The organism is Pseudomonas sp. C9 (assembly GCF_002000165.1).
In the GTDB taxonomy this organism is placed as follows: Bacteria; Pseudomonadota; Gammaproteobacteria; order Pseudomonadales; family Pseudomonadaceae; genus Aquipseudomonas.
Map to the genome: position 1 here is coordinate 75786 of NZ_MPAK01000002.1, position 13069 is coordinate 88854.

Genomic DNA, 13069 nt, shown 5'->3' on the forward strand with positions numbered 1-13069 from the left:
CCGTCCTGTTTTCAGCGGCGCGGCAAACTATAGGGGCGCGCATCCAGGCGTCGCAATACCGCGCAAATGGACGGGGTTTGTAGGGGATTTACCGTCAATGTCGCTCTTTGCCTACATGATCCCCGAGTTTTTTCAGCAATACCCTTTGGGGGGCGAATTTCCTACGGGGTTGTCAGGCGCAACGCTTCCAGCCTCGGTAGGGTGCGCGTCAGAATCTGTAGGACGTTTCGAAAACGACTGTGCAACGCTTAAGGGCAATCAGCCCGGCTCATGCCGCATGGGTGAGCAAGAGCCGGGTGTTTCAGGAGCAGAGGTTGATCGAGCAACTACGGGTGGTCGTGTGAGCCACTTGACCCGCAGTTGTCAGGAAGTTCGACAGGCCTGCTGGGCGGAACATTCCAGGGTGTCGCACGTAGCGAGTATCGGTGGCTCTGCAGGAGGCCCGTCGCAAGCGCTCAGCAGCAGGGATGTCAGGATCAGTGCAATTGCAACAATCGGTTTGTTAAACATGGTCGTTCCTTGTTCAAACGCTGCGCCCATCAGGCGTCCTGCCGTGATGTGAAGTGCGCGGACGGTTGTTTTGCGAGAAAGACCTTACCGTCAGATTGAGCGGCACCGCGAGGAACAAAGTGTTTCGTTTGTTTCATCCTGTGGCAAAGCTCCATAGGGCGACGCGGTATCATCCCGTATCGTTTTGGTCCCCGACCTTTTCTCGACTCGCTGTGTTTGCCGGCTAGGCTTTGGGCTTCGCAGCGGTCAACGGAGTGACAGCTTATGCACAACACCCTGGAACAGGTTTTCGGTTATCCACAGTTTCGTCCTGGTCAGGAGGCGGCGGTCAACGCGGTGCTGGCCGGGCGCTCGGCGGCGGCGATTTTCCCGACCGGTTCGGGCAAATCCCTTTGCTACCAATTACCCGCCGTGCTGCTGCCACACCTGACGCTGGTGGTCTCGCCATTGCTGGCGCTGATGCAGGATCAACTGGCGTTCCTGCAACGCCACGGTATTGCCGCGGGCAGCATCGATTCGGCGCAGAGCCGTGATGACGCCAGTGATGTGATGGCGCGGGCCAAGTCTGGCGAGCTGAAGATCTTGATGATTTCAGTGGAGCGGCTGAAGAACGAGCGCTTCCGTAACTTTTTGCAGCAAGTGCCCATCTCGCTACTGGTGGTGGACGAGGCGCATTGTATTTCCGAGTGGGGCCACAACTTCCGCCCCGACTACCTCAAGCTCCCGGACTACCAGCGCCAGTTCAATATTCCACAGGCGCTGCTGCTGACCGCGACCGCGACGCCCAAGGTCATCGCCGACATGGAGGCCAAGTTTGCCATCGCACCGGAAGACGTAGTGACCACGGGTTTCTATCGACCCAACCTCAACTTATTGGTAGAGCCCGTGCGTGGTCAGGACAAACGCCGACGGCTGGTCGAATGGATGAACGAGCGCCCCAATCAGCCAAGCATCGTCTACGTCACCCTGCAAAAAACCGCTGAGCATATTGCTGAACATTTGAGCCGCAACGGCATTCAGGCCGAGGCGTATCACGCCGGTTTGCCCCACGAACAACGCGAAGCCATTCAAAAACGCTTCATGGGCGGGCAGTCCAATTGCATCGTCGCCACCATCGCGTTTGGCATGGGCATCGACAAGAGTGACATCCGCAATGTGGTGCATTTCGACCTGCCCAAATCCATCGAAAACTACAGCCAGGAAATCGGCCGTGCCGGACGTGACGGGCAGCCGTCCGATTGTCTGGTGCTAGCCAACCGCGACAGCCTCAACGTGCTGGAAAACTTCGTCTACGGCGATACGCCGGAGCTGGACGGCATTCGCTGCGTACTCGACGAGTTGCAAGCGTCCGCCCCCGAAGGTCAATGGGAGTTTTTAATCGGCCCGCTGGCGGACCAGAGCAACATCCGGCAATTACCGCTCAAGACCTTGCTGGTGCAACTGGAACTGCGCGGATTGATTGCCCCGCGTTACGCCTATTACGCCGAATACCGCTTCAAATACTTGCAGGAACCCGAGGCCCTGTTAGCCCGTTTTGAGGGTGAGCGAAGGGACTTTGTCGCGGCAATCATCCAGACCTCCAGTCGCGCACGGACTTGGGCGACGGTGAATTTCGATGCGCTGTACGAGCAGCACCAGGCCGAGCGCAATCGGGTGGTCAAGGCACTGGATTACTTCCAGGAAAAGGGTTGGGTCGAACTCGAAAGCAAGCAGATGACCGAGGTCTACAGCCTGCTGCAATCGGAAGTTGATTCTCAGGCCTTGAGTGTCGAGTTACATGCCTACTTCACTCAACACGAGCGAACCGAGATCGCTCGGATTCACGCCATGCTTGATCTGTTTGCCACTGACCAGTGCCTGGGTTATCGCCTGGCCGAGTATTTCGGTGATGAAAACGCGCCTCGGCAGTGCGGGCATTGTTCGGTCTGTCACGGGCACGTAGCCCGGCTGCCAGCACCGCCGGAGTTGCCGGCACTTGTGGATAAAAGTTTCGAAGCACTGTGCGGTGATTTTATCCACAGGCACGAGCAGCACACCGGCAATGCACCGTCGGCCGAGCGCGCCACGCGGTTTCTGTGCGGCATCAGCGTACCGCTGTTTACCAAGCTCAAGGTGCGGGCAATTGCGGGGTTCGCGGCGCTGGAGAATTATCCCTATGCCGACGTGCGGGAGTGGGCCGAGGCGCATCTCCCGGGGTAGATCCATCCGCTGAATGTTGCTCATCACAGGAATAAATTTCAAAAATGCAGGGCGTCTGACTATGGTGAGGGCTGTCTTTGGATCGCCAACAAGAGAGCAAATCATGAGCCAGACGCCATTCAATATTCAGCGTGCCGCCGTCATCGGTGCAGGCACCATGGGCCGTGGCATTGTCATGTGTCTGGCCAATGCCGGGGTGCCGGTGCAGTGGGTGGATAACAATCCGCAGATGCTTGAACAGGCGCTGGCCACCGTCGCGGACACCTACGCCCATAACGTGCGTCAGGGCCGCATCGATCAGGCGGAGGCGGATGCGCGCCTCGCACGGGTAACGGCGGCTGCCGATTACGCATCGATCCGCGATGTTGATCTGGTGATTGAAGCGGTCTACGAAAACCTGGAACTGAAGCAGAAAATTTTCCGGGAACTGGATGGCCTGCTCAAACCCGAAGCGATCCTGGCCAGCAACACCTCGGCCCTGGACATCGACGCCATTGCCGCCGCCACTCGCCGTCCGCAACAGGTCCTGGGGCTGCACTTCTTCAGCCCGGCGCACATCATGAAACTGCTGGAAATCGTCCGTGGCGCCCAGACTGCGCCGGCGGTACTCGATGCCGCGCTGGTGCTGGGCAAGCGCATGGGCAAGGTCAGCGTGGTGGCGGGCAATTGTGACGGATTCATTGGCAACCGCATGCTCAATACCTACGTGCTCGAAGCGCGCAAGATGCTGCTGGAGGGGGCCTATCCCTACCAGGTGGATGCGGCGCTGCAAGGTTTCGGTTTTGCCATGGGACCGTTCCGCATGTACGACGTGGTCGGGGTCGACCTGGGGTGGCGTGCGCGGGAATTGGCCGGCACCGGGCAGGATGCGCCAGAGGTTCAAGTGGATAACCGGCTGTGTGAACTCGGGCGTTTCGGTCAGAAAAGTGGCAACGGCTATTACCACTACGAACCGGGCAGTCGCCAGGCTGAGCACGATGTCGAGGTTGATGCGCTGGTCTTGAAGGTCAGCGAAGGCTTGGGCTTCCAGCGCCGCGAAATCAGCCCTGAAGAGGTTCTGGAGCGTTGCTTGCTGGCACTGGTCAACGAAGGCGCGAAGATCCTTGAGGAAGGCATTGCCGGGTCGGCACACGACATCGATCTGGTGTACCTCAACGGCTATGGTTTCCCGGCGGACAAGGGCGGGCCGATGGCCTGGGCGGATCAGCAAGGATTGGCGGACATCCACCAACGCTTGATGGCATTGGAAACCCGGCACGGCGATCACTGGCAGCCAGCGCGGCTGATTGGCGAGTTGGCGGCGGTGGGTAAAGGATTCGCGGATCGGTAGACTTCAATACCGGTGATCGTTCCCATGCTTTGCATGGGAACGCCTCCTTGGACGCTCTGCGTCCACTGTGACGCCAAGCGTCACGGGCTGGATTCCCACGCAGAGCGTGGGAACGATCTTTCAAGACGAGAGCCTCCCATGAGCCAACGCACCGACTACCCACACTTCCAGCCCATCACCACCCGCTGGCACGACAATGACGCCTACGGTCATGTCAACAACGTCACCTACTACAGCTTCTTCGACACGGCGGTGAACACTTACCTGATCGAAGTCGGCGGCCTGGATATCCATGACGGCGAGGTGGTGGGTTTTGTCGTAAGTTCGGCTTGCGACTACTTTGCTTCCATCGCGTTTCCGGACCGGATCGAGATCGGCCTGCGAGTCGGCAAGTTGGGCAACAGTTCGGTGCAATATGAATTGGCCGTGTTCAAGCAAGGGGAAGAGGAAGCCTGCGCGGCCGGGCGCTTCGTGCATGTGTTTGTAGATCGCCTGTCGAATCAGCCTGTGTCGATTCCGGCCGGATTGCGTGGGGCGCTGGAGCGTTTGGTGGTTTAGACCGGGCAAAAAAAATCGCAGCCCGAGGGCTGCGATTTTTTGACGTACCGGCTAGCGAGGCGACTGAAGTCTCAATCGCGGTCGCGGTAGTACTTGTGGTGCTTGCGATGACCGTAGTGGTGGCCACGATCGTGGTGACCGTCACGGTAGTAGCCACGATCACCGCGATAGGAGCGATTATCGTTGTCGCCCTCATCATCGTATTTGTTGCCCATGTAGTTACCCAGCGCGCCACCAGCGCCGCCGCCTGCTGCGGAGCCGATCAGGCTGCCGGTGGTGCCGCCCATGCTGCGGCCGACCACGTTACCGCCTGCTGCGCCCAGTGCGCCGCCGATAGCGGCTTCGCCACGGCTGTGTTTGTTTGCGCCAACTGCGCTACCACCCGCGCCGCCCAGGGCCGCGCCGATGGTGGAACCTGTATTGCCGCCTAACGATTGACCGACGACCGAGCCAAGAACCCCGCCCAATGCGCCGCCCACACCTGCTTCGGTGGTGCCGCCAGCAGAAGCAATGCCACTGACCAAGCCAAGGGACAACAAGAGAATCGAGGAGAACTTCATGGGGGAACCTCAAGGGGATGACGGCGCGATCCTGAGGCTGTGTCAGGGGTGTGACAATCGAAATCCGACGAGTAACACGACTTCAGCACATTTTGATAAGTTACTGTTTTATAGACGGAACTTAACGGTTTTTCGCCGGTCTTTAGTTACTTCGGACAGGCCGTTTCTATACAGAAACGGCCTTTTTTGTGGGCGATTGGAAAGTTGTTCGTCGCGAAGAGTGATCGTTCCCACGCTCTGCGTGGGAACGCCTCAATGGACGCATTGGGACGCGGAGCGTCCTGGGCTGCATCCCCACGCAGAGCGTGGGAACGATCAGGGGTGGGACGTCAGGCCGACCTGGCCATGATCAATCCGGTTTCACTCGCTGCTTCCAAACGGATCGCCACAAACTTCGACGTCGGCGTATGGCTGCCATCCCCGGTGCTTTCCAGTGGCACCAGCGGATTCACTTCCGGGTAGTAAGCCGCCGCTTGCCCCGCCGGGATATCAAACGCCAGCAGGGTGAAGCCCTTGACGCGGCGCTCACGTCCGTCATCCCAGATCGAAACGATATCGGCCTTCTGCCCCGGTTTGAAACCCAGGCGAATGATGTCGGCTTCGTTCACAAACAGCACATCGCGCTGACCTTTCACTCCACGGTAACGGTCGTTGAGACCATAAATCGTGGTGTTGTACTGATCATGTGAACGCATCGATTGCATGATCAAGTCAGGCAACACTCCCGTCGCGCGCGTACGTTCGTGCACCAGGTCTTTGGGCAGCGTATTGGGACGGAAATTGGCCCGGCCCGACGGGGTATTCCACTTGCGCGCGCCGGCGCTGTTGCCAAGGTAGAAACCGCCCGGGTTCTTGACCTTCTCATTGAAATCGCGAAAACCCGGAATGGTGTCGGCGATCAGGTCGCGAATGCGCCCGTAATCAGCCACCAGCCAGTTCCAGTCCACCGGTTTGCTGCCCAGGGTCGCGGCGGCGATACCGGCGATAATCGACGGCTCCGAACGCATCTGATCGGACAATCGCTGCAACTGGCCGTTGGAGGCGTGGACCATACTGAACGAGTCTTCCACGGTCACCGCTTGCGGGCCTTCAGTCTGGATGTCGATGTCGGTACGGCCCAGGCACGGCAGGATCAGCGCGTCTTTGCCGTGGGCCAAATGGCTGCGGTTGAGCTTGGTGCTGATTTGCACAGTCAGGTCGCAATTGCTCAGGGCCTTGAAGGTGCGTGGACTGTCCGGGGTGGCTTGGGCGAAATTGCCGCCCAGGCCAATGAATACTTTGGAGCGGCTTTCAGCCATGGCGTGAATCGCTTCGACCACGTTGTGGCCGTTGTGGCGTGGCACTTTGAACTGGAAGCGACGCTCCAGCGAGTCAAGGAACGCCACTGGCGGACGTTCGTTGATGCCCATGGTCCGGTCGCCCTGCACGTTGCTGTGACCACGTACCGGGCACAGGCCGGCGCCCGGTCGGCCGATGTTGCCACGCAGCAGCATCAGGTTGGCGATTTCCTGGATGGTCGCCACCGAATGGCGGTGCTGGGTGATGCCCATCGCCCAGCACATGATCACGTTCTTGCCTTTGGCGTACATGCGCGCCGCTTGCTCGATCTCCACCAGGGTCAGGCCGGACTGCTCGACGATCTGCTCCCATGACGTATCGTCGACGATGCCCAGGTACTCCAGCACGTTGGCGCTGTGTTCATTGAGGAAGTCGTGGTCGAACACGGCCGGCTCACCGGCCTTCTGTGCGTCGCGCTCCCATTGCAGCAGGAACTTCGCCATGCCGCGCATCAGCGCCATGTCGCCGCCAAGCGCTGGGCGCAAGTAGGCGGTGTTGGTGGGCTTGTCGCCGTTGGTGAGCATTTCGATCGGGTGCTGTGGATGCTGGAAGCGTTCCAGGCCACGCTCTTTGAGCGGGTTGATGCACACCACTTGAGCGCCGCGTTTCACCGCTTCACGCAGTGGTTCGAGCATCCGTGGATGGTTGGTGCCGGGGTTCTGGCCCCAGACGAAAATCGCGTCGGCGTGCTCGAAGTCATCGAAGGTCACGGTGCCTTTGCCGACGCCGACACTTTGCGCCAGCGCCACGCCGCTGGCCTCGTGGCACATGTTCGAGCAGTCCGGGAAGTTGTTGGTCCCGTAGGCGCGCACGAACAGCTGATACAAGTAAGCCGCTTCGTTGCTGGCCCGGCCCGAGGTGTAAAACTCGGCCTGATCCGGGCTCGACAGGCCCTTCAAATGTTTGGCGATCAGCGCAAAGGCGCCCTCCCAGCTGATCGGTTTGTAGCGATCGGTCTGGGCGTCATAAACCATAGGCTCAGTCAGACGACCCTGATATTCGAGCCAATAGTCGCTCTGCTCCAGCAAGGACGTAACGCTGTGCTTGGCGAAAAACGCACCGTCCACCCGGCGTTTGGTCGCTTCCCAGTTCACCGCTTTGGCGCCGTTCTCGCAGAACATCACCATGCCCTTTTCCGGAGAATCGCCCCAGGCGCAACCTGGGCAGTCGAAGCCACCGTTCTGGTTGGTCTTGAGCATGATGCGCAGGTTTTTCAGTGCGTTATCGCTGGTCAACCAGGCCTGGGCGACGCTGATCAGTGCGCCCCAGCCACCGGCTGGGCCCTTATAGGGCTTGTAGCGAGGGACGGGTGTCTGATCGGCTTGACGGTGTTGACTCACGCTTGGTTCTCCATCGCAGGGCTGTAAACCCGCGGCGCACTTTTTTGCGGCAGGTGGATGAGATTGAGGTGGTGACGACGGGCCCATTGCACGGCGAGGCCCGTGGGCGACGACAGGCTGACGAGGGTCTGGATACCGGCGCGCAATACTTTCTGGATCAGTTCGAGGCTGCACCGACTAGTGACAATCGCCAGGCCGCCGGTGGTCGGGATCTTCTGGCGGATCAACCCGCCAATCAGTTTGTCGAGGGCGTTGTGCCGACCGATGTCTTCACGGCCCATCAGCAATTCGCCCTGACCGTTCATGAACACCGCCGCGTGCACTGCGCCACAATGCTGGCCCAACGGCTGGAAGGCGCCGATGCGTTGGCGCAGGCCATCGAGCCATTCAGCAGGCGGCAGCGGTGCACCGGGTAACACCTTGAGATCCGGCAACGCCTGTTCCACGGCTTCCACGCCGCAGAGCCCGCAACCGCTGGTGCCGGCCAATTGCCGACGCTGTTGCTTGAGGTTCCAGAAGGCGCGGTTGGCAATGGTCACTTGCGCGTACTGCGCCGAGCCCGAGCCGCTGAGTTGCAGGTCGTAAATGTCGTTGGCGTCTTCGATGATGCCGCTGCCGAGGCTGAAGCCGACAATAAAGTCTTCAAGGTCCGTCGGTGTCACCAGCATTACGGCTTGGCTGATGCCGTTGTAGGCGATCGCCAACGCGACTTCTTCAGCCAGCGCGGTGCTGGCCGATTCGGTGTATTGAAGGTCGCAAAAACTGTACTTCTGGCTAGCGTCTGGCGCGGGCGTGTCGAGGGCAGGCGCCGCGCAAGTAGGGCGCTTGGCGTTCATGAGGTATCACCGACGTTTTAGTCAGCTTTAAGCCTAGGCGTGTCAACTTGTCGCGTCTAATCGCTATTACTGATCTGCCGATAGATGCCGTCGATCAAGAAGCTATTGGTGATTTCTGATAGAGCGCGAAACAGGCTTCCGCCAACGCCGAACGCGGCGCACTTCGACGCATGATCAGCCCCAGCCGGGCGAGGGTCTGCGCGTTTTCGATCGGTTGCAGGCGCAGGTGATCGGTGAGGTTCTCCAGCCCGCCGTCCAGCGGCATTACCGCGCAGCACATGCCACCGTGTACCGCTTGCAGCAATTGATGGACTGCATCGGTTTGCAGCAACGGCTGGGGCGTCAGGCCACGGCTGTGGAAGTTGTGGTCGATGGATTGGCGAAAGTGCATGCCGCTGGTGAGCATGCCCAGAGGCAGTTCGATCAACGATTCCCAGCTCAACGGCGCCTCGCCGAAATTGAAGAAGCGCTGGTCGTAGAGCAGACCCATACGGGTTTCGCTGAAGGCCAGCGAATCGAAGCGCTCGTTGTCCAGACGCTCCAGATAGGACACGCCGAGGTCGAGGCGGTTGTTCGCCAGCTGTTCGAGGATTTGCTCGGAACTCAACGCCGAGAGTTCGAAGCGCAGGTTCGGGTGTTCGGCGTGCAAGCGTTGCATCAAGGGCAACGGATCGAAACTCGACAACGGCACCACGCCCAACCGCAATGTGCCGACCAGGTTGCCACGACAGGCCGCGGCTTCAGCCTGCAAACCGTCGTAAGCCGCCAGCACTGTGCGCGCCCAGGCCAGCACGCGCTCGCCGGGGGCGGTAAACCCTTCGAAACGCTGACCGCGATTGACCAGCGGCAATTCAAGCTCTTCTTCGAGGCTGCGCAGGCGCATGGACAAGGTTGGCTGGGTGATGTGACAACGTGCGGCGGCCTGGCCGAAGTGCCGGGTTTCGTCTAGGGCGATGAGGAATTTCAGCTGCTTGATGTCCATCTTCGCTCCAGGGCGCGGTGAAGGCGCGATTCTAGCGCTTGCGCCGGATCGACGTCATTGGTCGGGTTGGAACCGGGGATGACAGGCTTGGGCTAGTCTTTTGCGTCTGGAACTTTAAACCCAAGGAGAGTGCACCATGAGTCTTTTGAGCTTTGTGAAGGAAGCAGGCGAAAAATTGCTGGATCTGCTGACCCCCGGCAACGCCAATGCCAGTGAGCAGTTGAAGGAGCACATCAGCAAAGTCGGTCTGGGTAACCCGAATGTGCAGGCGACGGTCGACGGCGACAAGGTGACCGTGACGGGTGAAGTTGGCAGTCAGGAAGAGAAGGAAAAGATTCTGCTGGCGGTGGGCAATATTGCCGGTGTCGGTAGTGTGGATGACCAGATCACGGTGACCGGGCCGGTGGTGGCCGCGGCGGTATTTGTCACGGTTGTGAAGGGCGACACCCTCAGCGCGATTTCCAAGCGCGTGTATGGCGACGCCAACAAGTACAACAAAATCTTCGATGCCAACAAACCGATGCTGTCGCACCCGGACAAGATTTATCCGGGGCAGTCGTTGCGGATTCCTGAGTAAGGTTCAAGACCGTGTGATGGCCATCGCAGGCAAGCCATGCTCCTACAGGTTTTGTGTTGTTCGCGTGGAGTGCATACGACGCAAAACCTGTAGGAGCATGGCTTGCCCGCGATGCAGGCGGCGCGGTCTAGAGCCCTGCAATCAAATCCCGATAATCCCCCAGCGCCGCAAACTCCGCCGTGTCCTTGGGCCCTTTTCGACTGTCCGGCTCACTCACCGCCAACAGATGTGCCACGCCAAAATGGCGCGCGCTGCGCAGGATAGGCAGCGTGTCATCGATAAACAGACTGCGCGCCGGATCAAAGCCGATGTCGGCCTGTAACGCCTCCCAGAACTGTGGGTTTTCCTTGGGAAAACCGTAATCGTGAGAACTGATCAAACGCTCGAAGTACGGCGCCAGTTCAATCCTTTCCAGCTTCAATGACAGCGAGTCGCGGTGCGCATTGGTGATCATCACCACGCGCTTGCCGGCCTGTTTGATCGCAGCCAGGAAGGTATCCGCGTCGGGGCGCAGGGCGATCAGGTGGGCGGTTTCCAGTTTCAGTTCGCGCACTGGCAACTTCAGTTCGGCGCTCCAGAAATCCAGGCAATACCACTGCAACTGACCGGCATTGCGCTCGAACAGCGGCTGCAACTCCAACTCGGCCATCGCTCGGCTCACTCCGTGCAATTCGGCGTAGCGCTGGGGCAAGTGCTCCATCCAGAAATGGTTGTCGTAGTGCAGGTCCAGCAGCGTACCGTCCATGTCCAGCAGAACGGTATCGATGTCGAGCCAGGGCAGCAGGGGCATTAAAAAATCTCCAGCGGTAAAAAAGATATCCGAGGTCAACAATCAGGATAGGCCGGGTATAGTAACGCGTTCACGCCAAGGAGCTTTTCATGCGCCAGAAACCCACCGTACTCGCCCGCGAGATCGTTGCCACCAGCCGTTTGTTCTGTGTCGAAGAGCTGAAACTGCGCTTTTCCAATGGCGTGGAGCGCACGTACGAGCGTTTGGTCGGCAAGGGCGCGGGGTATGGCGCGGTCATGATCGTGGCCATGCTCGATGCCGATCATGCGGTACTGGTCGAGGAATACTGCGGCGGTACGGATGAATATGAGCTGTCCTTGCCTAAAGGCCTGATCGAGCCGGGCGAAGACGTGCTGGCGGCGGCCGAGCGGGAACTCAAGGAAGAAGCCGGCTATGGCGCACGGCAGTTGGAGCACCTGACCGAGTTGTCGTTGTCACCCGGTTACATGAGCCAAAAAATTCAGGTGGTGCTGGCCACTGACTTGTACGAGGAAAGCCTTGAGGGCGACGAGCCTGAACCGATGGGCGTGGACAAGATCAATCTGCATGAACTGTCTGCCCTGGCGCAGAACCCGCGCTTCACCGAGGGCCGTGCCTTGGCGGCGCTGTATCTGGCCCGTGATCTGCTGACTCAGCGAGGGGTGTTTCTGCCATGAATTTTCCGCATCCATTGATGGCGCCGGTGGTTGAACTGGCCTTGAAGGCGGGCGAAGCGATTCTGCCGTTCTGGCGCACCGGAACAACCGTGACGGCCAAGGCTGACGATTCGCCAGTGACCGCTGCCGATCTGGCGGCTCATCATTTGATTCTGGCCGGGTTGACTGCGCTGGACCCCAGTATTCCTGTGCTGTCCGAAGAAGACGCCAACATCGCGCAAAGCGTGCGCGCCGGTTGGCAGCGCTGGTGGCTGGTGGACCCGTTGGACGGCACCAAGGAATTCATTTCCGGCAGTGAAGAGTTCACCGTCAACATCGCGCTGATCGAGCACGGGTGTGTGGTGTTTGGCGTGGTGTCGATGCCGACCAACGGACGTTTCTACGTCGGGGGAGCAGGTTTGGGGGCCTGGCGCGGCGACAAGGGCGGTGAGCCATTGCCGATCCAGGTCCGCGAAGTGCCCGCGGCGGGCGAGGCGTTTACCGTAGTCGCCAGCCGTCGGCATTCCAGCCCGGAACAAGAGCGCTTGCTGGCCGGGTTGAGCGAGAGTCTGGGTGAGTTGCAACTGGCCAATATCGGCAGTTCGCTGAAGTTCTGCCTGTTGGCGGAAGGGGCGGCAGATTGTTATCCGCGTCTGGCGCCGACGTCGCAGTGGGACACGGCAGCTGCGCAAGGCGTGTTGGAAGGCGCGGGCGGCGAGGTGCTGGATTTGAGCGGTGCGCCGTTTTGCTATCCGGCGCGCGAGTCGTTGTTGAATGAGTTCTTTTTGGCACTGCCGGCGAAGGCTGCCTGGCGCGAAAAACTGCTGGCGTTGGCGCGGGCATAAAGATCAAAAAACGCAGCCTCGTTTCACTCGACAGCTCCTACAAGGGGCGCGCGGTCTTCTGTAGGAGCTGTCGAGTGAAACGAGGCTGCGAATTTTTGCGTCAACGGTGAAGCACGTACTGCCCGGTAAACGTCACCGCATCGTCATCACTGTCGACATTCACAATCCGCGAATGCAACGTCAACCGCGCTCGCCCATAGCGCTGATACATCACCAAAAACTTCTTCCACACCGCCGCACTCGGTGCCTGACAAATCGCCGTCGCGTCCATGGTCACCGGCAGTGGATAGCTGATCTGCCCTTCGTGAATCACGATGTGCCCGTCTTTTATCCCCTCTTCACGCAAGCGCAAATGCAGCCAGCCCCAACCCGCCAGCACCGCCCCGCAATAGAGACTGCCGCCGAACATGGTGCTTTTGTGGTTGACGTTGGCTTCCAGCGGCAAGTACAGGCGCAATTGCTGGTCGTGCCAGTCGAGCACTTTGATACCCATGGCCTGCGTCAAGGGGATGTCGTGATGGAGAATGGATTCCAGGTGACGACTGTCGCGGTTCATGCATGGGCCTCTT

Annotated in this window: 12 protein-coding genes; 6 read left to right on the top strand and 6 right to left on the bottom strand. The window is 59.7% G+C overall.

Annotated elements, in window-relative coordinates:
* Window positions 1-774: 774 nt before the first annotated feature.
* The 3 genes from BMS17_RS27260 (at window position 775) to BMS17_RS27270 (ending at window position 4597) form a co-directional block, all read left to right on the top strand.
* Window positions 775-2709: an ATP-dependent DNA helicase RecQ gene (locus BMS17_RS27260; RefSeq protein ID WP_077432252.1), complete on the top strand. Its 1935-nt coding sequence runs from the start codon at window positions 775-777 to the stop codon at window positions 2707-2709.
* A 103-nt stretch (window positions 2710-2812) separates the two neighbouring features.
* Window positions 2813-4039 (top strand): 3-hydroxyacyl-CoA dehydrogenase, encoded by a 1227-nt coding sequence (locus BMS17_RS27265; protein ID WP_077432253.1) that lies wholly within the window; start codon window positions 2813-2815, stop codon window positions 4037-4039.
* 138 nt (window positions 4040-4177) lie between these two features.
* Complete coding sequence (locus tag BMS17_RS27270; protein ID WP_077432254.1) at window positions 4178-4597, top strand: thioesterase family protein; 420 nt, start codon at window positions 4178-4180, stop codon at window positions 4595-4597.
* A gap of 71 nt (window positions 4598-4668) precedes the next feature.
* On the opposite strand, the gene BMS17_RS27275 is transcribed toward BMS17_RS27270, so the two are convergent.
* The 4 genes from BMS17_RS27275 to BMS17_RS27295 all read right to left on the bottom strand — a co-directional run bounded on the left by BMS17_RS27275 (window position 4669) and on the right by BMS17_RS27295 (window position 9653).
* The gene (locus tag BMS17_RS27275; protein ID WP_046031293.1) at window positions 4669-5157 is read right to left on the bottom strand and encodes a glycine zipper domain-containing protein; all 489 of its coding nucleotides are present in this window, start codon (window positions 5155-5157) and stop codon (window positions 4669-4671) included.
* Between the two features lie 329 nt (window positions 5158-5486).
* Complete coding sequence (locus BMS17_RS27285) at window positions 5487-7835, bottom strand: FdhF/YdeP family oxidoreductase (RefSeq protein ID WP_077432256.1); 2349 nt, start codon at window positions 7833-7835, stop codon at window positions 5487-5489.
* Window positions 7832-8671, bottom strand: coding sequence for a formate dehydrogenase accessory sulfurtransferase FdhD (gene fdhD / locus BMS17_RS27290; protein WP_046031291.1), 840 nt, complete (start codon window positions 8669-8671; stop codon window positions 7832-7834). Before fdhD ends, BMS17_RS27285 begins: the two co-directional genes overlap by 4 nt.
* 94 nt (window positions 8672-8765) lie before the next feature.
* Window positions 8766-9653, bottom strand: a complete 888-nt coding sequence (locus BMS17_RS27295) for a LysR family transcriptional regulator (RefSeq protein ID WP_077432257.1) — start codon at window positions 9651-9653, stop codon at window positions 8766-8768.
* Between the two features lie 136 nt (window positions 9654-9789).
* Between BMS17_RS27295 and lysM the strand changes: the two genes are divergently transcribed.
* A complete protein-coding gene (gene lysM, locus BMS17_RS27300; RefSeq protein WP_077432258.1) occupies window positions 9790-10230 on the top strand; it encodes a peptidoglycan-binding protein LysM in 441 nt (146 codons plus the stop codon).
* A 127-nt stretch (window positions 10231-10357) separates the two neighbouring features.
* Here the strand turns inward: lysM and yrfG are convergent, their stop codons facing one another.
* Complete coding sequence (gene yrfG / locus BMS17_RS27305; RefSeq protein WP_046031288.1) at window positions 10358-11020, bottom strand: GMP/IMP nucleotidase; 663 nt, start codon at window positions 11018-11020, stop codon at window positions 10358-10360.
* Between the two features lie 89 nt (window positions 11021-11109).
* Between yrfG and nudE the strand changes: the two genes are divergently transcribed.
* Entirely contained in the window at window positions 11110-11676 is a 567-nt protein-coding gene (gene nudE, locus BMS17_RS27310) for an ADP compounds hydrolase NudE (protein ID WP_046031287.1), read from the top strand.
* Window positions 11673-12500 (top strand): 3'(2'),5'-bisphosphate nucleotidase CysQ, encoded by an 828-nt coding sequence (gene cysQ, locus BMS17_RS27315; RefSeq protein WP_077432259.1) that lies wholly within the window; start codon window positions 11673-11675, stop codon window positions 12498-12500. The genes nudE and cysQ overlap by 4 nt, the downstream gene beginning before the upstream one ends.
* Window positions 12501-12600: 100 nt before the next feature.
* Here cysQ and BMS17_RS27320 read toward each other — a convergent pair whose 3' ends face one another.
* A complete protein-coding gene (locus BMS17_RS27320; RefSeq protein WP_046031285.1) occupies window positions 12601-13056 on the bottom strand; it encodes a thioesterase domain-containing protein in 456 nt (151 codons plus the stop codon).
* Between the last annotated feature and the right edge of the window lie 13 nt (window positions 13057-13069).